Raw genomic sequence first — 24,473 nt, 5'->3', positions numbered from 1 at the left:
CACCATTCTTAATATCATCATTACGAATCTAATAGGTTACTATTTATTTCAATGCAGTGTCGTAAAACTTGTCTGCGTCTTTTTTTAGTTTTATTAACGATTCTTTATGGATATACATCATGTGTCCGGCCTCAAAATACGTAAAATTTACATTTTTCTTTTGTTCGGGGCGTAGCATCATGTGGTTAAAAGTATATTCAGCAGCAAAATAGGGCGTGGCCAGGTCATAATACCCGGCGGCTACCCATACCTTCAGGTACGGATTCTTGGCCATAGCCTGGCGTAGCGTTTCACTTACGTTCAGGTATTTGTTCTGCACGTTGTTGTAGTTCCAGGGCTGAACTCGGCCCGTCAGAATCAGGTAGGGCAAATCGTTTTCGTATTTCAGTTCCTGCCGTAAATACTGATTTATGGTACCTGAATAAGGGCCAGAAATTGTTGCATCAAGGCTGGGGTCAAACTCATATCTTTCTCCGGCGTTATCATAATCAATTCCGGTAAAGCGGCCGTCCAGTCGCCCCGCTGTTTTACCTTCGTCACGCAGCAACTCTTTTACAAAACGAAAGATGTCAATCCTGTTATTGGCATTTTTTATAAATTCTTTAGATAACCCCGTAAACCTGCTCAGTTTTTCAGTTACCATATTTTTTTCGGCATCACTGGCTAAATCGCCCTTCATTAATACAGTTGCGTAATCGTTCAGCACAAACTTCTCAACCTCGCGTAAGGTCTTCTGTAAGTCGGCCTGATACTCCGGTGCTATCTTCTTATGATACCATGCCATGGCAGTGTAAGTTGGTAAGAATAGCTCGAACGGCAAATCGTTTCCCTTATCAAAAAGTGCAGTCTGAAAATTGAGGATGGACGATATCAAAGCTACGCCGTTAATATACATATTGTATTTGTCTTGCAGATACCCCGATAGACCCGCTGCACGGGTAGTGCCGTAGCTCTCGCCGGCCAGAAACTTGGGCGATGCCCAGCGGCCATATTTAGTAGCATGCAGCCGGATAAACTCCCCTACCGATTCTATGTCTTCTACATAACCCAGAAACTGGCGTTCGTTTTCGCCCTGAGCGGCGCGGCTATAGCCTGTGTTTACAGGGTCAATAAACACCAGGTCTGTTTTATCTAACCAGCTGTACTCATTATTAACATACGAATATGGCGGAGCCAGAGACTCTCCTTTGTCGCTCATGGGTATTCTTTTAGGGCCAATGCAACCCATGTGCAACCAAACCGAAGCTGAACCGGGGCCTCCGTTAAAAGTATAAGTAACCGGGCGTTTAGACAAGTCCGTTACCCCATCTTTAGTATAGGCAACAAAGAACACATTAGCTTTTGGCTTTCCGTTTTCATCTTTTACAACCATGTAGCCGGTGCGCGTAGTATAATTAATGGTTTGCCCGCCAATAACTACCTGGCCTTTGGTTTCAACCGGTGGTGGCACAACCTGAGCAGTAGCCGGCTTTTCATCAGCTTTTTTCTCCGGTGTCTGGCCCAGGGCGGCCAGGCCAAGCCCTACTAATAGAATAGTATATCTTAGTTTGTTCATGTATGTCAGGGTAATTGTCTGAAAGCAAAAATATAAAAATTAATAAATCAGGCTAAAAAGTAGATACAAAAAAGAAAACAATTGCCATCTGGTAACAAATCAAAGCCACTTAAAGCCTGAAACCTCTCAGAAAGTCTTCTACGCTCATTCTTTTTTTACCTTCCATTTGTAGTTCTTTAATACGCAACAGTTTATCGGCACATTTAAAAGCCAGAAAAGTCTTGTTATCGGTCTGCAAACCTCCGGCCTCCAAATCAGGCGCGTCGGTATCTGTCATTTCAGAAAGATATACCTTGCAGGTTTTGCCCGCGAGGGTTGTCCATGCCGCCGGATACGGCGATAACCCACGAATAAAATTCTGTACTTTCTCTGCTGGCTGGCTCCAGTTAATCTCACAGGTTTCTTTAAATATTTTGGGTGCGGGGCGTAGTTCATCATCTGAATGCTGCGGCAATTGCGGATAATCTCCAATCTCAATTGCTTTAACTGTTTTTAAAACCAGGTCGGCGCCACGTTCCATCAGCCTGTCATGAACTGTTCCGGCGTTATCGTGCGGATAAATCGGTTCCTTGTCTACAAAAATAATATTGCCCGTGTCAATTTCCTGTTTTATAAAGAAAGTGGTTACACCTGTTACGGTATCGCCGTTAATAACCGCCCAGTTAATAGGCGCAGCGCCTCTGTACTGCGGCAGTATAGAACCATGCAGATTAAAAGTACCCTTGGGTGGCATATTCCAAACCACTTCTGGCAGCATTCTGAAAGCCACCACCACCTGCAAATCTGCATTGAAACTTTTTAGCTGCTCCAGAAACTCAGGATTCTTCAGCTTTTCAGGTTGCAAAACAGGTATATTCTGAGACACCGCATATTTTTTCACAGGTGTTTCGTTCATTTGCAGGCCCCTGCCCGACGGCTTGTCGGGGGCTGTTACCACCGCTACTACTTCGCATCCGTTCTCTACCAGCTTCCTTAAACTCGCCACTGCAAAATCTGGCGTACCCATAAAAACTATTCTCATATTTTATCTGTTGTATAGTTACATGGTATCAAATATGTAGTATCAAAAATACATCAATTAAAAAAATCTTTGTACCTTTGTTATCTAAATTACACAAATGAACCAAAGTCGAGCAAATAAAGTATTTTTTCGAGTAAAATTCAGGTAGTTTCTTTGATAAAATTCAAAAATTTATCAGGAACGGTCGAATTTTCGCCGTTCTTTTTTTGTCCACCCCTCAGAACAAAGGGGTTTTTAAATTTATAAGCGATATGTCAAAATTCCAGTATTACACAGAAGAAGGGTACAATAACCTTAAAAATAAACTTCAGGAACTTAAAACCAAAGGCAGAGCGGATATTGCACGCCAGATTGCCGAGGCTCGTGATAAAGGCGACTTATCTGAAAATGCGGAGTATGATGCCGCAAAAGACGCTCAGGGCCTGATGGAGATGGAGATTTCGAAGCTGGAAGAATTGATGGCCAATGCACGTATCCTTGATGAGTCAACTATCGACACCTCTAAAGTTTCGTTGTTGTCTAAAGTAAAAATAAAAAATAAGAAAAATGGCGCTTTGATGACCTACACGCTGGTGTCGGAAGAAGAAGCAGATTTGAAACAAGGTAAGATTTCAGTAAACTCACCTTTCGGAAAAGGTTTGTTCGGTAAAAAAGTAGGTGAAATGGCGCAGATTCAGGCGCCTGCCGGATTGGTTGAGGTTGAAGTACTGGAAATCAGCAGACAATAGAACAAAAATCTTTACTTTATAGCTTACTAGTGAAAGGCCATTCTTATAGATGGCCTTCGCTATTTTAAGGCATCATCAAGAGTTTTTCTCAAGCTTCACTGCAAAAAGCCCTTTTGAGCGCGTAAGTAAAGTACCCACTACAACCAGCGTCATTACTCCTCCAAAAATAACAGTAGGCACTGCCCCGATAAGTTTGGTCAATAGCCCCGACTCAAAAGCCCCGAGTTCATTAGAACAACTGACAAATATACCACTTACCGAATTAACACGCCCACGCATGTGGTCTGGAGGTAAAACCTGCAGAATTGTCTGCCTTATAACCACACTAACGCTGTCAAAAGCACCTGTAAGAAATAACGCCCCTACCGATAACCAGAAACTGGTTGACACCGCAAATACCAATGTGGCAAGCCCGAAACCGGTTACAGCGATTAGCATATTGCGCCATGCTTTGCGCGTGGGCGGAAAATACGCCGTACCCAACATAGTAAGCACCGCACCTAAACCGGGAGCGGCACGCATAATGCCCAAACCCTGTGCACCAACGTGCAGAATATCCTTGGCAAATACTGGTAGAATAGCCACAACACCCCCAAACAGCACCGAAAACATATCCAACATAATGGCGTAAAAGAGTATCCTGTTCCGGGTTACAAAACTGATGCCTTCTTTCAGGCTTTTGAAAACATCAGCCTGCTTCTCTATATTCTGAATACCCTTTTTTGAGATGCGCGAAACAAAAATGAAAGCAGTCAGAAAAAGAAGAATTACCAGTACCAAAACATTAGTCAGCCCAAGCCAGCTATACAAAAACCCGGCAGAAGCCGGCCCCAGAATAGAGCCTGTCTGCCAGAACTGGCTGCTCCAAGAGGCCGAGTTTGAGTAGTGTTCGGCCGGAACCAGAAACGGCTTCAATGAAGACCACGCCGGGCCATAAAACCCTCGGGCTACACCCAGAAAGAAAACCGTAAGATAAATAAAGTTTTTTTGCTGTGCCAGGCTGAATCCGTGGTCGGTAGAAGGATGAGTTACCCATAGCAAAAGCAATGAGCACATCATAATAATGGTATAACAAACCTGAATGATGGTTCGCTTATCTTTGCGGTCGGCAAAGTAACCCCCAAACAAAGCCAGCGATATATACGGAATCGCCTCAAAAAGGCCAATCAACCCAAGCGAAAGGGGGTCGTGTGTTATTTCATACAGGTAATAACTTACAACCACCTCCTGCACCAGAATGGCAACTGTAAATATAAACTGAGCAGTAATAAAGTATCTGAACTCCGGGTACCGGAGGGCGGCATAAGGGTCCTTTGCTTGTTTCATGTTTATTTAAAATGAGGCATAACACCCATTGGTGTATCCGACCTTTTAAAATGCTGATTGTTTACGCTTATTTTATTACAATTTTTAGCCCGAAACAGTTTTGATATCAGCCAATACTTTTTTGATTTTAAGCCGAAAGGAGCTCAATTGTTGATTTTATGAACTCGTTTTATTCAAAGTAAATATTTTAGACTAACTTTGGCTAATCGAAATTTATGAATATGAAATTGTTAAAAACAACACTTCTCTCTATCAACTTACTATTATTTATTGCTGCCAAAGGGCAATTTCAGAAAAAAGAGTTCAGCCGTGACGACACCCTCCGTGGAAGCATTACGCCTGAGCGCAGCTGGTGGGATTTAAAATACTATGAACTGCGAATCAGGGTGAACCCCGCCGAAAAATACTTGTCGGGCAGTACTACTGTTATGTATGAAGTACTAAAACCGCACAAGGTAATACAGATTGACCTGCAACCTCCGCTAAAGGTTGATAAAGTAACACAAGACGGCAAAGAGCTAACTTTTAAGGTAGATGGCCATAATGCCTACATGATTAACCTGACCAAAAAGCAGGTAAAAGGCAAAAATGAATCTATTGTAGTACATTATTCTGGCAAACCTATTGTAGCAAAACGCCCACCTTGGGATGGCGGCGTGCAATGGGTAAAAGACGCTGATGGCAACGATTACGTGGCTACGTCTTGCCAGGGTCTGGGTGCCAGTGCATGGTGGCCAAACAAAGACCACATGTATGACGAATGCGACAGCATGCTGATTGCCATAACCGTACCTGAAAAACTGAAAGATATCTCTAACGGCCGCCTGCGCAGGGTAGTTGACAATACCGATGGCACCAAAACGTTTGAGTGGTTTGTAAAAAACCCTATCAACAACTACGGTATCAACATGAATATCGGTAACTATACTCATTTTAATGATACATTTAAGGGTGAAAAGGGTGAACTGACCCTTGACTATTACGTATTGCCCGAAAACCTTGAGAAAGCAAAGGAACATTTTAAACAGGTGCCCATGATGCTGAAGGCATTTGAGCACTGGTTTGGGCCTTACCCTTTCTATGAAGACGGCTATAAACTGGTTGAAGTACCTTATCTGGGTATGGAGCACCAAAGCTCGGTTACGTATGGTAATAAATATAAAAACGGGTATCTGGGCAGAGACTTATCTGGCACAGGCTGGGGGTTAAAATGGGATTTTATTATAGTTCATGAGTCGGGCCATGAATGGTTTGCCAATAATATTACTTACAAAGACATTGCCGATATGTGGATTCATGAGAGTTTTACCAACTACTCAGAAAACCTGTTTACCGAATACTACTTTGGCAAAGAAGCCGGCGCGGCTTATGTGATTGGCTGCCGTAAAAACATCGAAAACAAATCGCCCATTATAGGCACCTATGGCGTAAATAATGGCGGCTCGGGTGATATGTACTACAAAGGCGGAAACATGCTGCATACTTTGCGCCAGATAGTAAACGATGATGAAAAATGGAGACAGGTGTTGCGTGGATTAAACAAGACGTTCTATCACCAGACCGTAACTACCAAACAGATTGAAGATTTTGTAAGCCAAAGCAGCGGTAAAAACTTCAGTAAAGTTTTTGACCAATACCTGCGAGACATCCGGGTTCCGGCGCTTGAATATAAAATTGAAAACGGCAGGTTATCTTACAGATGGGGGAATTGTATTGAAGGCTTTGATATGCCCGTGAAAGTGTCTGTTGATAACGGGCCAATGGATTTTATTTATCCTGCCACCAGTTGGAAGACCTTAGAAAAAAGTAATGTAAGCGACATTGCGCTGGACAATAACTTTTATGTTGCCATTAACAAGGTAAATTAACGCACCACGGCCAGTTTACCTACATAACTTTCAGAACCATCGGCAGCGATGCTGAAAACCATATATACCCCGGATACAGTACGGCTGATTGACGAATCTGTCAGATTCCATGAGGCCGTACCTCCATTTGATTTCGTTTCGTAAATCAAACGACCAGCCGCATCAGTAATTTTCACCACGCTGTTTTCTTTAAGACCTGAAATGGTTAATACGCCTTGAAAATCAGGCCGGATAGGATTAGGATAGATGCTCACAGAACTAAAATTTTCTTCAGGTTCTGTGGCATCAGTCTGATACGAAAGCAAACCCTTTGCGGTTAAAACAAAAACCTCTCCCGTTTTGGTGTCGATACTTAAACCGGTTATTTCGTTGGCCGGTAAAGGGCTGTTTTCTTCAGTAAAATACTGAATCAACTCATCAACCGAGGGGTTAAATAAATTGAGCCCGTTATTAGTACCAATCCATTTTCTGTTGCCCCCATCCACTACTATTTTGTTTATGGTTTCCTGCAGTAAAATTCTTCTACCTGCACTATTAAAAGGAGTATAAGCATCTACCGGTCTTGAAAAAACATCTCTTGCTGTTATTACCGCTGCAACTCCGTCGTTCGTACCAATCCAGACCACGCCATCCCTGTCAATAGCAAGGGTATTAACTCTGCTGCTGGGCAGGTTCCCCGCGTTTCTACCCACTGTATATAAGCGTGTTTGTTGGGTGGCATTATCTGCTACCCTTACACCGTTTGATACGATGTACCATCTAAACCCGTAAGCATCTGTTATATCTTCGGTATAAGCCGGTAACTGATTCAGGGGCAGTGTAGTCCATGTTTGGTTTTCAAATACATTTCCTATCGTGGCAGCAGGGGCAAATATCTTTGCGCCTGAATAAAAAACGCCCGTGAGTTGCCCGGTAATACCGTTGGGCGAATAACGCCTGAAATCACCCTCCCAATTACTCACCAGCCCGTTTTCAGCGTCAGCAATCCAGAGCTTGCCCTCTGCGTCTGTTTCCATTTCAACAGGATTAACAAGCAGAGGGGCAGCAGGGTAGTCCTTTGGCACAAACAACTGTTTATTGATTACGGGCCTCCAGTTACCATAAAATTGCAGATTCACATCGGCAGCATATCTGGCTCCCAGAATACCGTCAGAAGTTAGTACAAAAATGCTGTCGCGGGCAAACAATATTTGTTCCATGCCCAGTTCTTTTCCTCCGCTACCCAGGTTCTGGTAAGTTTCTTTTATTTCGGCCTTTCCGGCATCCAGAACCACCAGGCCAAAGTCAGTGGCCAGATACGCAAAGTCGCCCTTAAACTCAATTGCATTAATACGTTTGGCGGTCTGAATAGTACTGGTGTTTTTAATGAAGTTTACGTTTTCAATTTCAGCAGGTACGCCGTCGGCATCCATTTTTATTAAGTCAAGGTTGCCGTTTTCATACGCCACCAATAGCTTTTTAAGGGTAGGGCTATATCTTATCTGTGTAGGATTTGCTTCTGCCAGACCATCTGCTTTAGATAATTTAGTGGCCTTCCTGTTAAGTTTATCGTAGTAAAAGAAGCCATTACCCGAAAAAGCAAACACCTTCTTTTCTACCACCTCTACCCCTTTCAGATTCACATAGTTGTTGTGTGTCCGCCAGCTTTTGGTCGGAATCTGCGCCCAGGTCTGAAAGGCCCATAAACAAAACAAAAATCTAAGCATATTTAACTTTGCAAGTGTTATTAAACATAACCGAAGGTATAAAAAAATAATGACTACCTATAGCAATTTACAGGTAGTCATACACAAATATTCAGTAGCCCTATTACGTACTTTCAGGCCATAGGTTTAATTCAAATTTCAGATGCCGCATCGGCGCCCTTGAGCCTGAATCGCCTGATTGCCGAAAGAACAACCCCTGCAATAACCAGCAGGAAGCCAAACCACAACAAGTTGATATGAGGTTTCTCCAGGGCTTTCAAAACAATAAACTCACGCTGCCCCCTGCTTACCGAAAAGCTAAACTGCCCGGTTGCCGGGTCAATTTTGGTTAGTTGCATGCGCAAACCCATTTCGGTATTTACTTCAGGCTTGCTCCATATCTCACGGTTTCGGATAGCAAAAACCGGGCGCATAGTTATAGCTACGTTTCTGTCAAGCACTTTCACAATGGCTCTGGCGGCGGCATCGCCCTGGCTCAGTTTCATGCCGTCTACCTCATTTACACCCTCTACATTTTCAAGAATGGCCACGTAGTCATTCACAAAAAAAGTATCGCCCACTGCTACGGTAAACTCCTCAGGTACGCTCCACTCTCTGTCTTCGTCTAAAGTTACAAAGCGTACGTGCGTGTAGATATCTTTGTTCCAGAATTTTTTAATATCCGGAGACGCCACATTACCCATTTTTTCATTAATCTGAAAACGAGGATACAGGTTAAAGGTTTTGCCGTCTTTGTTTTTATATTCTACCTGATAATACGTATTCTCGGCTTCATATTCAAGTGTGTCTCCACGATGATAGAATGTCTTGTCACCATCTACCACGTCGGCACGGGCAATGCCTTTAAAATTACTGCCCGGCACAGGTAAGATATACTTCTTCTCAATATAACCCGGCACTTTCCTTACATCAACAAACTGGCCTTTATAGGTAAACGAGAAATCGCTGAACTCCGTTGGCCTATTCAGCCAAAGCAGAGCGTTTTCTTTGTTTTCTTTATCGTTACCCTGGAAAATCTCGGCACCTGAAAAGTTTAATGAAATAATTTTAGAATAAGCCGACGAAAACATGATACCTATCAGCATCAAGGCAATACCTATGTGTGCTATGGCCCCACCGGCTACATTAAACTTGCCTTTCAGAATATCGGTAAGGATACTCATATTAGCTACCACACTAAAAAGTGCAGCCGTAAGCACAATGATATACTGCCAGTTATTAACCTTAGCAAAAGTAATAATCAGTGCCGACAGCAGCAGCGTAATAATAAGCGGGTTAAGCAGTTTTGAAAGGCTATCTTTTTTCACACGTTTCCACCAGAAAAACTGCGCTATACCTGTAAGAACGGTTATTACCACAAAAAACCACATCTGGAAACGCGTGTAATGCTCTACCTGATTAGTTGGCAGCGCCATATTGAGCTTTACACCAAATGCCTCGCCGATTTTATTATAAACAGGGATAGACGTTGTAACAATTACCTGAAACGCCGACAAGGCTATCATTAATACCCCCATGAAAATCCAGAACTCACGCGAGAACGTAGAAATCTCTTTTTCATCTTTCGGCAGGTGTTTCCAACGGATAGCCGATAAAACAACGGCCGCAATAATGAAAGTAAACAGATATAACAGTAATTGGCCAGATAAGCCCAGGTCAGTAAAAGAGTGTACGGATGCATTACCCAACACCCCGCTTCTGGCCAGAAACGTTGAATATAGTATCAAAACATATTGAGCTATAACCAGTATAATGGTGTATTTCAATGCAGAGCTGTTGCGGCGGGCCAACATCATGGTATGAAAACTAGCCACTAATATCAGCCAGGGAACATAAACCGCATTTTCAACGGGGTCCCAGTTCCAGTAACCTTCAAAGTTTAGGGTTTCGTAGGCCCATATACCCCCCATCATTATACCAGTACCCAGTACTACCGTAGCCACGAGTGTCCAGGGTAATGCAGGCTTGGCCCACTCTGTAAATTGCTTGCGCCACAACCCCGCCATACAAAAAGCAAAAGGTACAAGTGCCAGCGCAAACCCCAGGAAAGTGGTGGGTGGGTGTATAACCATCCAGTAGTTTTGGAGAAGCGGATTCAAACCGCTACCGTCTTTCGGAACAAAATCCGGGTTGGTTTTCCAGATTGGAATATTAGGCATAGACTCTTTCAGTGTAAGAAAAGGAGAACTTCCTACCTTAAAATCACCAAAAATAACTACCCCAAGAATCATTGATGCCAGAAAAGCCTCTACCAGAGTAAAGATAGTCATGGTCGGGGCCTCCAGTCCTTTGCTTTTTCTAAGGGTTGTGTTAATAAGCACTACCCCTACCAATACATTCCAGAACATCCACAACAGGAAACTTCCCTCCTGATCTTGCCAGAAACAAGAAATGGCGTAGTCAACAGGTAGGCTCAGCGAGGCGTTGTCCCAGGCGTAATGGTATTCAAAATAATGGTTCAGAATAATACCCAGCAAAGTGGCGCAAACCGTTATTACTGCCACCGTATGCACATAAAATGCCCTGCGGGCAAATTTCAGCCAGTCGTCAATAACAGTTTTAGTACCCCGGGTAGTCTGGCGGCTTGCCTGCCAATATGCATATGTAGAAACTAAGGCAGCAACAAACGCGACAATAATGGACAAATGCCCTATACTTCCTAAATATGATCTTAACATAAAATTGATAAACTAAATTTGAAAATTGATTTCAGGTAACCGCCGTAAACGGCATTATTACCTGAATCAATCAAACCATGCAAACCACGGAATTCTGCTTAGAATCAATACCAGTGCCAATCCGAAGAAAATCATGGTTTGTTTGAATTTCTTTCCGTTACCCACTGCACGTTTTACACGGGCATTGCCTACTGTTACCAGAATAACCGCAATCAGGTTAATGGTAGGGTGCTCTACCGCATACAGGCGCAGGGTTTTATCTTTCATGGCTGCTTTCATATCAGCAAAAGCCGACTGAGCTATGGGCGACGTAAACAACAAAAGAATACCCAATAAAAACATGGTATGGGTTGCAATGAGAGCAAATTTATTTACTTTCAGGTGTTTTTCTTCAAATGCTTTCTCATTACTAACACCAGAAATACCATTAATGGTGGCATAGGCCAGCAAAATGAGAGTCAGATAGGCAAGGTATGAGTGAATCGGTTGGATGATCTGATACATATAGTTTTTAATTAAGCCGTTTAATAAATTTTTTTGTCAAAATTACGTCATAATCTTTTAATAACATAAATGTTCTGAAGCGAACTTTCGTCGAATAGTCTAATGTTACCATTTTAATGAAATTTATCAAACCCATACTTTTCTTTCTTTTAGTTGTTTTTGTACTCTTTATGGCGGTTTTTCCGCAGGTATTACGCTGTTCGGTTGTGGCCTATGATGATTTCCAATCATTGCAGCCCCGGGTGTATGTTTCAGGCAGCTCTACATTAAAACAGCGCGACGCTCTACTAAAGTATATAGGCATTGCAAAAAAAAGAGTAAATGATTTCTGGGGTAACAGGCTGGGGCATGCAACCATTATCTTTTGTAATGACCCACAGCAGTATTTGAAGTATTGCCGCACTGCCGAGGGTGCAGGCTGCACGATAGGCACACCGGTGGGCTCATGGATTGTACTGAATAAAGACGGGCTGAATGCCGATGTTATTGCGCATGAGATGTCGCACGATGAACTGATGACCCGCCTGGGCTGGTGGAAAACCAGAACCACCATACCCACCTGGTTTGACGAAGGTGTGGCACTGATGCTAGACAACCGGTTTGTGAGCACCACCGACAGCGCCCTGCGCTACAAAGCATACCGGGCAGAACTCGGTTTTTTGTCGCCGGTACCTCTTGCGCTCACCAACCTTAGTACAGAAAAAGAGTTTTTTGGCCAAGGCGGACTGCATACCAAACTGGCTTATCTGACAGCCGCCAGAGCGGTATCAGGCAAGATTGCTTACGGTGGCCGAATAGCCATCATGCACACCGTAGAAAAAGTAAAACAGCATAACCAATTTGAATTTTAGCGCTTCAAACCGTCAATTTTAATTTCCGTTTTTTTCTTTTCCGAAAAACTTCCGACCTTTGCCCCTTTGAAACTTATAATTTTAGATTAAATGAACATTTTGATTATTGGCTCTGGTGGTCGCGAGCATGCATTTGCCTGGAAGATTTCTCAATCTAAAAACTGTTCGCAACTATTTGTTGCACCGGGTAATGCAGGTACGGCACAAGTGGCTACCAACTTACCTCTGGCAGTGAGCGATTTTACCGGTATTGCTGCAGCAGTAAAAGAGCATAATATAGAAATGGTAATAGTAGGGCCCGAAGAACCACTGGTTAAAGGTATTGTTGATTTCTTTAAGAAAGACAAAGCCCTTAAAAAAATAAAAATTGTTGGCCCCGATGCCACAGGTGCACAGTTGGAAGGAAGCAAAGATTTCTCAAAAGCCTTTATGCAGAAATACGGCGTACCGGCGGCAGCTTCTAAAACCTTTACCAAAGACACGCTAGCAGAAGGTTTAGCATACCTTGAAACACAATCGTTACCAATTGTATTAAAGGCCGACGGCCTGGCAGCAGGCAAAGGAGTAATTATTGCCGAGAGCATGAAAGAAGCCAAACAGGCTTTGCATGAAATGCTGGCCGAGGCAAAGTTTGGCGATGCCAGCAGCAAAGTACTGGTAGAACAGTTTCTGAGTGGCATTGAGCTGTCGGTATTTGTGCTTACCGACGGCAAAAACTACAAAATACTACCCGAAGCCAAAGACTATAAACGCATTGGCGAAGGCGACAAAGGCTTGAATACCGGTGGCATGGGCGCTGTTTCGCCGGTGCCGTTTGCTGATGAAGCCTTTTTGCAAAAAGTAGAAGAAAAGGTAGTAAAACCTACCTTGATTGGCTTGCAGGCTGAGGGAATCAAATATGTAGGGTTTATTTTCGTTGGATTGATGAATGTCAACGGCGAACCTTATGTAATAGAATATAACGCCCGCATGGGCGACCCTGAAACGGAGGTAGTTTTACCAAGAATAAAAACCGATATGGTAAAACTGATGAAAGCTACTGCTGACGGTAAACTGGATAAAATAAAACTGACCATTAATCCGAAAGCGGCAATTGCTACCGTGGTTGTGGCCGGAGGATACCCGGAAGACTACCGCAAAGGTGATTTGATGCAGATACCAGAGGCCGAAAAAGACACCATTATTTTTCATGCAGGCACAAAACTGGCAGAGAACAACAGTGTTTTAACCAACGGTGGCCGGGTGATTGTTTCGGTAGGTATGGCACGTACTTTAAATTCTGCCCGCCAGAAATCGCAAAGATTAGCAAAAAACATTATATTTGACAGAAAATACTATAGAAAAGACATAGGCAAAGACCTTTTGGAGTATCTGAAAACAGATAATTAAGGTACTCGGAATCGTTTCAGACGCAAACAACATTTAAGATTAGTGGAATTTTATTCACCATAACTATACACTTATTGTTTATAAAACAGCGTAAACTGACCTCTGCCTATATCAAAACAATGGCTGCAGAAAATGAGTATGACTGAGCTTTATTTAAATCACTAATTAGCTCAATCACTAGTTCACTCAATATACTTCAGCTATTGATTAATCAAATAATTCACTCATTTACAATAAAGAGGATATGGGCTGTGGACAATGTTCATCAGGTGGCTGCGGAGCAGTAAAGGCCTTAGACAGAACCGAAAAATCGAATCATAAAACCGTTGCAGGCTGCTCATCAGGCGGCTGCTCAACAGGTGGATGTAATAAAATGAATGCATACGATTGGCTTTCAAACATGGAAGTACCAACCAGTATGCGCTATAATGTTGTTGAGATAAAATTTAAAGGCGGCCGTAAGGAGTATTTCAGAAATACAAACAACCTTGAGTTATATACCGGCGACTTTGTGATTTGTGAAATGCCTACCGGCTACCACATTGGTAGCGTGTCGTTACAAGGCGAGTTGGTTCGCCTGCAAATGATAAAAAAGGGTATTCAGGACGACGAAAACATCAGAAAAATATTAAGGATTGCGCAGGATAAAGACATAGAAAAGCACCAGCAGGCCATTGCCCGCGACCTGCCCACTATGTACCGCGTACGCGAAATTGCCAAAGACCTGAAACTGGGCATGAAGGTGTCTGACGTTGAGTTTCAGTCAGACAACACCAAGGCGACGTTCTATTATTCTGCCGACGACCGTGTCGATTTCCGCGAGTTAATCAAATTACTGGCTGCCGAATTCAAAATCCGGGTTGAAATGAAGCAAATCAGCCTGCGTCAGGAGGCCGCCCGTGTCGGCGGTATTGGTTCCTGCGGTCGCGAATTGTGCTGTTCAACCTGGCTGACTGACTTCAGGGCTATTCCTACTTCAGCGGCACGTTATCAGAATCTATCCTTGAATCCGGCCAAACTTAGCGGCCAGTGCGGGCGTTTGAAATGCTGCCTTAACTACGAGTTGGAGACTTATCTGGATGCGTTGAGCGACATACCAACTGTAGAAAAACCACTGAAAACCGAGAAAGGCATCGCAGTTCTTCAAAAGACGGATATCTTCCGCCGTATTATGTGGTTCAGTTATAATAACGATATTAACTGGCACTCGCTTCCTATTCATAAGGTAGTTGAAATCATGAAAATGAATGAACAAGGCCTCGTACCTTCGTCATTGGAAGATTTGAACCTGCTCGATACCACTGTATCTGACAGAAACGCACCGAGGAATTCAGATCTTGACCGTCTGGATAGAAAATATACCGATAAGGGTAAGAAGCCTCATCATTCTTCATCTAAAGAGCAAAGAAATGAGGTAAGGCCACAAGGTAATAACCAGAAAACCGGTAACCAGCCACCTGCACAAAAACAAGGCAACCAGCCGCAACAACCCAAACAAGGCGGGCAGCCGGGAAACCAGAATAAACCACAGAATAATCAGGGCAATAAAGGGGCGCAACAACCAAATCAGAAGGGTAATCAGCCAAACCAGGGTGGTAATCCCAATAAACAGCAGCAGCCCGGCAATCAGGGCGCTAACCAGACCAAGCCACAGAACAACCAGGGCAATCACGTAGCTAACCAGCCTAAGCAACAAAACCAGCCCAATAAACAGCAGCCGGCCACGCCAAACGCCGGTGGCACCCCGAGCAAACAGGGCGGCAACCAGCCAAAACAGTCGAACCAACCCAATAATCAGGGTGCAAACGCAAATAGCCCGGCTAAACAGCAGAACAACCAGGGCGGGAACAAAAATCAGCAGAGAAATCAGCCGAAAAACAATTCCCAGCCTAATGGCAATAAAAACAATAATAATCCGAATCAGCCCGGCTGAGAATTACGGAACTGAAAATCAATTGATCGGATGAAAAACCTTTTTTTAGGCTTTATACTATGTATGGCGGTGCTATCCTGCGACAGCAACGCCATCTATAAGTCTTTTACAGATTTTAAGGATATGAAGTGGTATATCAAAGATGTGCCGTCTTTTACCTTTGAGGTGACTGACGAAACCATCGATTATGATATCTTTCTTTTAATTAGAAATGCCTCACAGTACCCATATAATAACCTGTACCTCACCCGCTACATTTACGGGCCGGATAACAAGCTGATAAGCAACAGGCTTGAGCAGGTTATTTTGTTTGACCCTAAAACGGGCAAGCCGCTTGGTAAAGGCTTGGGTGATATTTTCGACAGCAAGATTATCTCCAGCCGGGGTTTCAGATTTCCTAAAAAAGGCAAATACACTATCAAGCTGAAACAATACATGCGCCAGGACCCCCTGCCTTATATTATGTCGGTTGGTGTGAGTATCGAAAAACCGCTGCCACCGAAACCATAACGGCAGGCATCGTGTTATCATTCAAAGCTGATGTTCCACAAATTAGGCTGCTATGAGTTTCTTACCGCTTTTTCCGCTAAATCTGGTAGTCTTTCCTCATGAAGATTTAAACCTGCATATTTTTGAGCCTCGTTACAAAGAGTTGATTAACGAGTGCCTTGAGAATCAGGTAACTTTCGGCATCCCTACTTTCGTTATTAATAAGGTAGCCGGATACGGCACCGAAGTGCATATTACCCAGCTTTCGAAACGCTATGACGACGGCCAGATGGATATTAAAACCAAAGGGCTGAGGGTTTTCAGAATTGTTGATTTCCAGAATCCGGTTGAAGGAAAACTCTATTCAGGTGGTGAAGTGGCGTTTGACCAAAATCAGGATTTAAGCGAAGAAATAAATCCGTTTTTATTGAGCCTTGTAGACCGGCTATACAAACTGCTGAAAATAAATATTGACTATTATAAGCCAAACTACCAGCCGTTCAGCTACCGCATTGCCCATAAGATAGGTCTTTCTGTTAATGAAGAATATCAATTGCTAACGATTCCGACCGAAGCCGAAAGGCAGAAAATACTCATCTCTCACCTGGAACGGATTATACCCGTTGTAACAGAAATAGAGCGGGCCAAAGAACGCATTGCCATGAATGGCCATTTCAAGGAACTGGACACCCTTAATTTTTAAGTATTCAAACAATACCAGATATACACATGCTTATTCATAGACCCAGAAGAAACCGTAAAAGTGCTGCTATCAGAGACCTGGTGCAGGAGACCACGCTTTCTGTCAACGACTTTATATTTCCGATGTTTGTAATGGAAGGAGCAGACATCAGAAGCGAAATTAAATCCATGCCGGGTATCTATCGCTTTTCATTAGATACAATGCTGGAAGAATTGAAAGAAGTAACCGATTTGGGTATTAAATCTATCTGTCTTTTCCCCAATTATCCTGAGGCCAAGAAAGATAAATATGCCACCGAAAGCTATAATCCGGATACGCTCTACCTACGCGCATTGAGCGAGATAAAAACTCAATTCCCTGATTTGGCATTAATGACCGATATTGCGCTTGACCCTTATAGCAGCGACGGCCACGATGGTATTGTTGAAAACGGACGGATTCTGAACGATGAAACACTTGATGTGCTGGGCAAAATGGCAGTGGCACAGGCGAGAGCGGGAGCCGATATACTGGGGCCATCAGACATGATGGATGGCCGTGTGGGTTATATCCGCGAGTTGCTGGAAGATGAAGGTTTTTCAGATGTCAGCATTATGTCATACTCCGCCAAATATGCCAGTGCCTTTTACGGACCTTTCCGTGATGCGCTTGATTCTGCACCGAAATTTGGAGATAAAAAGACTTATCAGATGAACCCGGCCAACGTACGCGAGGCTTTGATTGAAGGCCAGTTGGATATGGAAGAAGGCGCAGACTTCCTGATGGTGAAACCGGCTTTCTCGTATCTGGATGTTATCAAAACCTTGTCAGATAATTTCCCGTTGCCCATAGCAGCCTACAACGTATCCGGCGAATATGCCATGATAAAAGCCGCCTCACAAAACGGCTGGATAGACGGACAAAAAGCCATGTATGAAATGCTGTTGAGCATAAAACGTGCCGGGGCAAATATTATATTGAGCTACTTTGCAAAAGAATTTGCGCAGTTGAAAGCATAATAAGCAGGAAGCCCGGTTTTGCCGGGCTTTTTTGTTTTATTTTCTTTCTAACTCTACAATATCAAAATCAAACTCATTCTTCTCATCTTTCTGATGCGCTACTCTTGAAACCTCCTGCCATTCATCAGCACTCAATTCCGGGAAGTACGTATCCCCCTCAATGCTTACTTTTACTTCCGTCAGGTAAATTTTATCTGTAATGCTTAGCGCCTGTTCATAGATATTCCCTCCGCCTACTATAAAAATTTCATCGGCCCCTTGCGCTTGTTTTGTCAGTTCAATGGCTTTATCAATAGAATCGGCTATCAGAACCGAAGCATCATCTGAAACCTTATCCGAACGGGTAATAACGATATTGGTGCGGTTGGGCAGCGGCTTACCGATTGACTCAAACGTTTTGCGGCCCATAATGATGGCATGGCCACTTGTGAGCGTCTTGAAATGCTTTAAATCGGTTGAAAGTCGCCACAGCAACTGGTTGTTTTTTCCTATGGCTCTGTTTTCAGCAATGGCTACTATTATCGAAATCATCTGTTCAATTTTTGTGCTTGCAATTTAGCGTTTTTAATAGGCTTTTACAGCATTTTTTGGCATATTTGCTGAAATTTTAGTCACTAAAGCCAATTCAGATAGCCAGCCTGTTGTCTGAGTTTTTTTATTATCACTGAATGAAAAATATTGACGTTTGCCTCACTCCTGATTTACTACACCTGCATAATATCGACAACTCCATTGTAATTATAGCAGATATCTTTCGTGCTACTTCCTGCATGGTTACTGCATTTGCTTATGGCGTTAAGAGCATTATTCCGGTAGAAACCGTAGAGGAGTGCAAAAACCTGCAGGAGAAAGGTTATATTGCCGCTGCCGAGCGCAATGCCAGTAAAGTAGAAGGCTTTGAGCTTGACAATTCGCCGTTCAGCTACATGAACGAAAAACTGATTGGTGAAAAAATAGCCATGACCACCACCAACGGCACCTACTCTATCACCAAAGCCAAGGCATCGGCAGTAAAAGTGCTGGCCGGGTCTTTTCTGAACCTGAATGCCATAGTTACTTACCTGAAAACGCAGCCTTATGATGTACTGGTGCTGTGTGCCGGTTGGAAAGGCCGTGTAAACATTGAAGATACGCTATTTGCCGGGGCTTTAATTGCCGCACTGGAAGACGAGTATTTTGTACCGGAAGACAGCGCCATTATGTCGCATCGTTTGTACAACCAGGCTAAGGACGATTTAATCGGGTATCTGGCTAATTCGTCGCACATTCGTCGCCTGCAAAACCTGGGTATTCATAAAGACATTGCCTATTGCCTTCAAAAAGACCTGTACGACGTAGTACCTATCTTAAGAGGCAATGAGCTGGTAAATCTATAAATTTGATGAATGCAAACAATTAATCGCTCATTCGCTCAATCACTAATTCGCTCAATGGTTCTCCCATGAAACTGAAATTCCATATTCTAAAGCTGCAAATGCGGCATACTTTTACCATTGCACATGGCTCGCGAGATGATATCGATGCGTTTATTGTTGAGCTGCAGGATGGCGAACACAGCGGCTATGGTGAAGCCACCCCTATACCCTACTATGGTGTAACCGCCGAGGGTATGAGAGATAAACTAGCCGAATACCAGTCGTTAATTGAGAACTACGATTTGCAGAATCCGGAAGATTTCTGGGCAACCATGTACCCTTACCTGAAAGATAATCCTTTTGCGCACTGTGCCTTAGACATGGCTGCGTGGGACTTGTTTGGTAAAAAACTGGGGCAGCCGCTCTATAAACTCTGGGGATTATCAATTGATAAAGTTCCGTATTCAAACTATACAATCGGTATTGATACCATTGAAATGATGGTATCAAAAATGCAGGAGTTCGATTTCCCGATTTACAAAATCAAGCTGGGTACTGACCACGACGTGGAGATTGTAAAAGAACTCCGCAAGCATACCGATGCCGTTTTCAGGGTAGATGCCAATTGTGCCTGGGGCGTGGAAGAAACCATCAAAAATTCTATTGAATTCAGCAAACTGAACGTAGAGTTTATTGAGCAGCCGATGGCAAAAGGTGAGTACGCATCTATGGAAGAAGTAATGAAGCACTCTGTTTTACCACTGATTGCCGACGAAAGCTGCATCGTGGAAGAAGATGTAAAAAAATGCTTCGGGCGTTTCCACGGCGTAAATGTAAAACTGGCTAAGTGCGGTGGTTTAACACCCGCAAGAAGAATGATAGCCGAAGCCCGTGAGTTAGGCATGAAAGTAATGTGCGGCTGCATGACCGAAACCAGCATTGGTATTTCGGCCATCGGGCAGTTATTGCCGTTATTAGACTACGTAGATATGGATGGCTCTATCCTGATTGCCAACGACCCTGCTACGGGTGTATATCTTGATAAAGGCAAGCCCATCTTCCCGAATGTGAATGGTACGGGGGCGTTGTTGTAAGAATTATTTTTTAAATGATAATGGGTTAAAAAGTCCCGTCAGGGACTACATATCAGTAGAAAATTAATACGTAAAACCCATTCGAAATCCCGTAGGTACGATATGTTAATATATCATCCCTACGGGATTTTGAGCTTATTAAGAGACCTCTTTTCCTACAGATATACTATCACTACGTGATACTTTTCCTGCTAACTTTTCGCGTCAACTAGTCATAAATTATTATGCCAACAGTAGGTTAAAAAGTCCCGTCAGGGACGACATATCAGTAGAAAATTAAGACACAAAAACCATTCAAAGTCCCGTAGGGACGGCATATTAATATATCGTCCCTACGGGATTTCGAGCTTATTAGGAGACCTCTTTTTCTACAGATATACTATCACTACGTGATACTTTTCCTGCTATCATTTCGCGTCAACTAGTCATAAATTATTATGCCAACAGTAAGTTAAAAAGCCCCGTCAGGGACGACATATCAGTTGAAAATTAAGACGCAAAACCCATTCAAAGTCCCGTAGGGACGGCATATTAATATATCGTCCCTACGGGACTTCACAATTTTGCTAGAGGGCTCTTATCTACAGATATACTATCACTACGTGATACTTTTATCGAACTTATAAATATTTACTAATGGAATTATCTGAAACAAGAAAGGGTGTCTCGAATAATCGTGACACCCTTTCCTGCTATTTAATCTATCTCTTACTTGCCAAAATCTGTTTCCAGTTTATTTAAGTCAGCATCAGACACCTCGCCAGATGTTACTACCACTCTGTAACGGAAGGTAGTAGATTGTTTCGGTGCCAATGTCAGATTCAATGTCTCTTTACCGTTTGAGAATACTTTTTGTCCCAATGGATTCACCGAGAAAAGACCATACCCACGTGAATGCCAGTAAGCCGGGTACCCCGGATTTTTAGGGTGGTCAATAATGGCTACCGATATTTTCTCGTCGCCAATCTGGCCTCTCAGGTTTACCCACTCCGAGCGTTTTGCCCAGGTCGCTTCTCCTTCGATACCTTCTTTGTTCTGATAGCTTCCTACAATACCCTTGTTGTCTAGCACAGGCACTTTAGTAGCCACACCACTGGCATCAGTAAATACCTCAGGCTTGTTTGATGGGTGTTCCAGTTCTCTGGCTACGCGAATCGCAAATAAACCGTCTTTCACATCTTTAAACACCACCTCTTTATCAGCAGCTGTAAGTGTGGTAGCTCTGTCTATAATCCGTTGGTTACCTGTACCCTGAAAAGTATAAGTAGTTTCTTCTGTCAGCATTACTTTGCCCTCTTTATCCAGCCAGTTGGCAGTTACTACCAATATACCTTTTTTACCTGATTTTACTGATTTGATACCCGTATGCACAATAGTACCATAAGTACCCTTGGCGCTAGGCGGTGTGTTAGAGTTATTCCAGAAATCATGGCCGTTTACGTCTTCGTAGTTCAACCAGATACCTACATGGTGTGGATGGTCAACTCTTTCGCCCGGACGAGGGTCCAGCGGCCAGCCACGGGTAATCAATGTTCCTTTTGAGGTATAAACCGGATATAAAACAGCTTTTTTGAGTACATCCGGACCCGGATAGAAATAAGAAGTAAATGGTTTGCCGTCTATCAGTACATTTACTTTCTTGCCTGCATCGTCTCGTACAAGCTTCACATCTTTGGTTTGAGCAAAAAGCATTGCCGGACTCAACAGTAATAACAACAATAATTTTTTCATGAGTATATCGGATTGAAATAATGATAGAGCAAATTAAGCAAGCATTTGCTAATGTCTCTACCCATATATTAGCTTTTTATTATATTTTTTTGACTTTAAATAAGCCATTTGCTCAATGCGGTAGTTTTTCTCTGATTAAACCGTAAAACCAGGTTCCGGCCAGTGCGCTTAATAAAGTAACAATAAACACGGTAACTCCAGTACCTATCTGCGCATAAATAGGGCCCGGGCAAGCCCCTGTTAACGCCCAGCCAAAGCCAAAGAGCAAACCGCCAAATATCTGCCCTTTGCTGAAAGGCTTCGGGTCTAGTTTAATGGATTCGCCGCTAAGGCTTTTTATATTTAATCTTTTAATAATCTGTACAGATATGGCACCCACCACTACAGCTGTGCCTATTACGCCGTACATGTGAAAAGATTCAAGCCGGAACATCTCCTGAATGCGGAACCACGAAATAACCTCGGCCTTAACCAGCACAATGCCAAAGCCCATCCCAAACACAAGGTATTTCAGCAAACTGGCAGGGGTAATTTTCCTGGGAGCCTCTTCTGCCAGATTCTGTGTTTCAAAATCTAACTGGTCTATATCTTTAATATCTTTCATGTTGCTCATTTTAAATAGGGTATTACAAACCAGGTAACTATAAAACCACCTGCCATAAAACAGATAGTGGCTATAAGCGAGGGCAATTGCAGATTAGACAAACCCATAATAGAATGCCCCGAAGTACAACCACCTGCATAGCGGGTGCCAAAACCTACCAGAAAGCCCCCTACTACCATAAATATGAATCCGCGAATGGTCAGTAGGTTTTCCCAGCTGAACAAATCGGTGGGTACCAGAGCGCCGTACTCCTGAATACCAATAGATTGCAGATAAGCACGGGTGCTGTCGGCTATTTTTACAGGTTCAGGGTTAGTAAGCAGATGCGCCGCTATCCAGCCACCGATAACTACACCGGCTACAAAAACCAGATTCCAGCTTTCTTTCTTCCAGTCATAATTAAAGTAAGGAATTTTAGCGGGCAGAATAGCTGCACAGATATGCCGCATAGACGACGAGATTCCGAAAGCCTTATTGCCGGCTACTAAGAGCAAAGGGACAAAAAGACCTATAATGACACCGGCTACTGACCAATGCCAGGGCTGTTTGAGAAGTTCGAGCATATTACAATAGTTTTATGCACAAACCTACAAAATAATCTACTACAATTATAGACTACTTATTGATTAGTTTATGCTAATAAACTACCGGCATGATAATACAATGAGTTTAAAGCCTTATGTTTTCTCTCTGATACCCAGAAAAGGAACCCAGTTCTCCTCTATGGAGCCTGCGAAATCGCGGAGGAACATAATAAATGAGGGCTTGTAGGGTCTTCGGGAGAGAGAGAGGTTTGCTTCTTCAGGGGAAAGGTCGCCTTTTCGGGAGTTGCAACGGCGACAGGCGGTTACCAGGTTATCCCAGTTTGTTTTTCCGCCTTTTGATTTAGGTGTCAGGTGGTCGAGGGTGAGGTCTTCGTGGCTTCCGCAGTACACACATTTGTTACCGTCCCGCCTGAATACATTCTGCCTGCTGAGCATCACACCTTTGAACGGTAAACTTACGTAACGGTGAAGCCTGATAACTGAGGGGAGCGGATAAGTGCTACTGACGGTCCGGAGGTAGCCCCGCTGGGAGTCTGATACCAGTTCAGCTTTGTTGAGGTACACTAACGAAAAAGCTTTGGGAACGGTACAGATACTTAATGCACTATAGTCGGCATTCAAAACTAAAACTTTCCTGCCCATATAACTATTAAGATTAAAAGTTCAATTCGCAAGGCAATATAGTTCATAAATTTTAAATTTACAATAGCAAGATTTTCAGGAAATTGTTTTTTCGTTAGTCTGAAAACCTCTATTTTGGAGAATGTTTTCAGAGCGGTTGCTAACGCGGTGTTTTGGTATACCGCACGAATACAAAAATATTTTTTTACACATAAGCCAAGGAATATGCCGGTAGGTAAAGGGAAATTATTAATTGCTGAACCGTTTTTAGGTGACCCCAATTTTGAACGGAGCGTTGTGCTATTGTGTGAACATAACGCGCAGGGGTCTTTCGGGCTGGTACTGAACCAGACCACTAACCTGAAACTGGACGACGTAATGGAGAATATTTACGGAGACCTGCCTTTGTTTCTGGGTGGCCCCGTTGAACAGAACACTTTGCACTTTATTCATCGCCTTGGTGATGAAATTGAAGGGGCTGTTTCGCTGGGTGGAGGTATCTACTGGTCAGGAGATTTTGAAAGCGTGAAAACACTGATTAACATCGGTAAAATTACAGAAAAAGACATTCGCCTTTTTGTAGGATATTCGGGGTGGTCGGCCGGGCAACTGGATGACGAAATGAAGCGCGATTCATGGATTGTTACAGAAACCAATGCCCATTTTATTTTTGATACCCCGGCAGACCAGTTCTGGCGTTCGGTGCTAAAAAACATGGGTGGCGAATACAAGGTGTTATCTAACTACCCAACAGACCCAAGGCTGAATTAATGG

At 43.2% G+C, this 24,473-nt stretch carries 22 protein-coding genes; 11 read left to right on the top strand and 11 right to left on the bottom strand.

Going from position 1 to position 24,473, the window contains the following annotated elements:
• Positions 1–43: 43 nt before the first annotated feature.
• Together NZ848_RS19955 and fmt are read right to left on the bottom strand one after the other, a co-directional pair.
• On the bottom strand, positions 44–1,555 hold the full coding sequence (locus NZ848_RS19955; RefSeq protein ID WP_259016998.1) for a S10 family peptidase: 1,512 nt from the start codon (positions 1,553–1,555) through the stop codon (positions 44–46).
• Between the two features lie 109 nt (positions 1,556–1,664).
• The gene (gene fmt / locus NZ848_RS19950; protein ID WP_259016997.1) at positions 1,665–2,576 is read right to left on the bottom strand and encodes a methionyl-tRNA formyltransferase; all 912 of its coding nucleotides are present in this window, start codon (positions 2,574–2,576) and stop codon (positions 1,665–1,667) included.
• A gap of 251 nt (positions 2,577–2,827) precedes the next feature.
• On the opposite strand from fmt, the gene greA reads away from it, so the two are divergent.
• Positions 2,828–3,304 carry a transcription elongation factor GreA gene (gene greA, locus NZ848_RS19945; RefSeq protein WP_253528783.1) on the top strand — a complete coding sequence of 159 codons (477 nt, stop codon included), beginning with the start codon at positions 2,828–2,830 and terminating at the stop codon, positions 3,302–3,304.
• Between the two features lie 75 nt (positions 3,305–3,379).
• On the opposite strand, the gene NZ848_RS19940 is transcribed toward greA, so the two are convergent.
• Positions 3,380–4,630: an MFS transporter gene (locus NZ848_RS19940; RefSeq protein ID WP_253528785.1), complete on the bottom strand. Its 1,251-nt coding sequence runs from the start codon at positions 4,628–4,630 to the stop codon at positions 3,380–3,382.
• A 221-nt stretch (positions 4,631–4,851) separates the two neighbouring features.
• Between NZ848_RS19940 and NZ848_RS19935 the strand changes: the two genes are divergently transcribed.
• Positions 4,852–6,498 (top strand): M1 family metallopeptidase, encoded by a 1,647-nt coding sequence (locus NZ848_RS19935; RefSeq protein ID WP_259016996.1) that lies wholly within the window; start codon positions 4,852–4,854, stop codon positions 6,496–6,498.
• Here NZ848_RS19935 and porZ read toward each other — a convergent pair.
• The 3 genes from porZ to NZ848_RS19920 form a co-directional block, all read right to left on the bottom strand.
• Positions 6,495–8,204 carry a type IX secretion system anionic LPS delivery protein PorZ gene (gene porZ, locus NZ848_RS19930; RefSeq protein WP_259016995.1) on the bottom strand — a complete coding sequence of 570 codons (1,710 nt, stop codon included), beginning with the start codon at positions 8,202–8,204 and terminating at the stop codon, positions 6,495–6,497. The genes NZ848_RS19935 and porZ overlap by 4 nt on opposite strands.
• Positions 8,205–8,335: 131 nt before the next feature.
• The gene (gene ccsA, locus NZ848_RS19925; protein ID WP_259016994.1) at positions 8,336–10,882 is read right to left on the bottom strand and encodes a cytochrome c biogenesis protein CcsA; all 2,547 of its coding nucleotides are present in this window, start codon (positions 10,880–10,882) and stop codon (positions 8,336–8,338) included.
• Positions 10,883–10,948: 66 nt separating this feature from the next.
• Complete coding sequence (locus NZ848_RS19920) at positions 10,949–11,386, bottom strand: hypothetical protein (RefSeq protein ID WP_253528814.1); 438 nt, start codon at positions 11,384–11,386, stop codon at positions 10,949–10,951.
• Positions 11,387–11,502: 116 nt separating this feature from the next.
• Here NZ848_RS19920 and NZ848_RS19915 point away from each other — a divergent pair, with 116 nt between their 5' ends.
• The 6 genes from NZ848_RS19915 to hemB all read left to right on the top strand — a co-directional run bounded on the left by NZ848_RS19915 (position 11,503) and on the right by hemB (position 17,749).
• Positions 11,503–12,237, top strand: coding sequence for a hypothetical protein (locus NZ848_RS19915; protein WP_259016993.1), 735 nt, complete (start codon positions 11,503–11,505; stop codon positions 12,235–12,237).
• A gap of 90 nt (positions 12,238–12,327) precedes the next feature.
• Positions 12,328–13,626, top strand: coding sequence for a phosphoribosylamine--glycine ligase (purD, locus tag NZ848_RS19910; RefSeq protein WP_259016992.1), 1,299 nt, complete (start codon positions 12,328–12,330; stop codon positions 13,624–13,626).
• Between the two features lie 373 nt (positions 13,627–13,999).
• Positions 14,000–15,559, top strand: a complete 1,560-nt coding sequence (gene ricT, locus NZ848_RS19905; RefSeq protein ID WP_259016991.1) for a regulatory iron-sulfur-containing complex subunit RicT — start codon at positions 14,000–14,002, stop codon at positions 15,557–15,559.
• A gap of 30 nt (positions 15,560–15,589) precedes the next feature.
• Positions 15,590–16,069, top strand: a complete 480-nt coding sequence (locus NZ848_RS19900) for a gliding motility lipoprotein GldH (protein ID WP_259016990.1) — start codon at positions 15,590–15,592, stop codon at positions 16,067–16,069.
• A 52-nt stretch (positions 16,070–16,121) separates the two neighbouring features.
• Positions 16,122–16,751, top strand: coding sequence for an LON peptidase substrate-binding domain-containing protein (locus NZ848_RS19895; protein WP_259016989.1), 630 nt, complete (start codon positions 16,122–16,124; stop codon positions 16,749–16,751).
• Positions 16,752–16,777: 26 nt separating this feature from the next.
• A complete protein-coding gene (hemB, locus tag NZ848_RS19890; RefSeq protein WP_259016988.1) occupies positions 16,778–17,749 on the top strand; it encodes a porphobilinogen synthase in 972 nt (323 codons plus the stop codon).
• 36 nt (positions 17,750–17,785) lie between these two features.
• Here hemB and NZ848_RS19885 read toward each other — a convergent pair whose 3' ends face one another.
• Complete coding sequence (locus NZ848_RS19885) at positions 17,786–18,280, bottom strand: dihydrofolate reductase (protein WP_259016987.1); 495 nt, start codon at positions 18,278–18,280, stop codon at positions 17,786–17,788.
• Between the two features lie 137 nt (positions 18,281–18,417).
• Between NZ848_RS19885 and NZ848_RS19880 the strand changes: the two genes are divergently transcribed.
• Together NZ848_RS19880 and NZ848_RS19875 are read left to right on the top strand one after the other, a co-directional pair.
• Entirely contained in the window at positions 18,418–19,125 is a 708-nt protein-coding gene (locus NZ848_RS19880) for a 2-phosphosulfolactate phosphatase (RefSeq protein ID WP_259016986.1), read from the top strand.
• 65 nt (positions 19,126–19,190) lie between these two features.
• Positions 19,191–20,198 (top strand): dipeptide epimerase, encoded by a 1,008-nt coding sequence (locus NZ848_RS19875; protein ID WP_259016985.1) that lies wholly within the window; start codon positions 19,191–19,193, stop codon positions 20,196–20,198.
• Positions 20,199–20,906: 708 nt separating this feature from the next.
• On the opposite strand, the gene NZ848_RS19870 is transcribed toward NZ848_RS19875, so the two are convergent.
• The 4 genes from NZ848_RS19870 to NZ848_RS19855 form a co-directional block, all read right to left on the bottom strand.
• A complete protein-coding gene (locus NZ848_RS19870) occupies positions 20,907–21,929 on the bottom strand; it encodes a DUF6807 domain-containing protein (RefSeq protein ID WP_259016984.1) in 1,023 nt (340 codons plus the stop codon).
• A gap of 112 nt (positions 21,930–22,041) precedes the next feature.
• Positions 22,042–22,533, bottom strand: coding sequence for a DUF6691 family protein (locus tag NZ848_RS19865; RefSeq protein WP_390890901.1), 492 nt, complete (start codon positions 22,531–22,533; stop codon positions 22,042–22,044).
• A gap of 5 nt (positions 22,534–22,538) precedes the next feature.
• Entirely contained in the window at positions 22,539–23,096 is a 558-nt protein-coding gene (locus NZ848_RS19860; protein WP_253528847.1) for a YeeE/YedE family protein, read from the bottom strand.
• A 114-nt stretch (positions 23,097–23,210) separates the two neighbouring features.
• Positions 23,211–23,720, bottom strand: coding sequence for an HNH endonuclease (locus NZ848_RS19855; RefSeq protein WP_101728402.1), 510 nt, complete (start codon positions 23,718–23,720; stop codon positions 23,211–23,213).
• Between the two features lie 204 nt (positions 23,721–23,924).
• On the opposite strand from NZ848_RS19855, the gene NZ848_RS19850 reads away from it, so the two are divergent.
• On the top strand, positions 23,925–24,470 hold the full coding sequence (locus NZ848_RS19850) for a YqgE/AlgH family protein (protein ID WP_259016983.1): 546 nt from the start codon (positions 23,925–23,927) through the stop codon (positions 24,468–24,470).
• The last annotated feature ends 3 nt before the right edge of the window (positions 24,471–24,473 follow it).

The sequence above is a fragment of the Emticicia fluvialis genome (genome assembly GCF_024793945.1).
In the GTDB taxonomy this organism is placed as follows: Bacteria; Bacteroidota; Bacteroidia; order Cytophagales; family Spirosomataceae; genus Emticicia; species Emticicia fluvialis.
The sequence above is the reverse complement of the archived record's forward strand: the minus strand, read 5'-3'. Positions and strand labels throughout refer to the sequence as shown.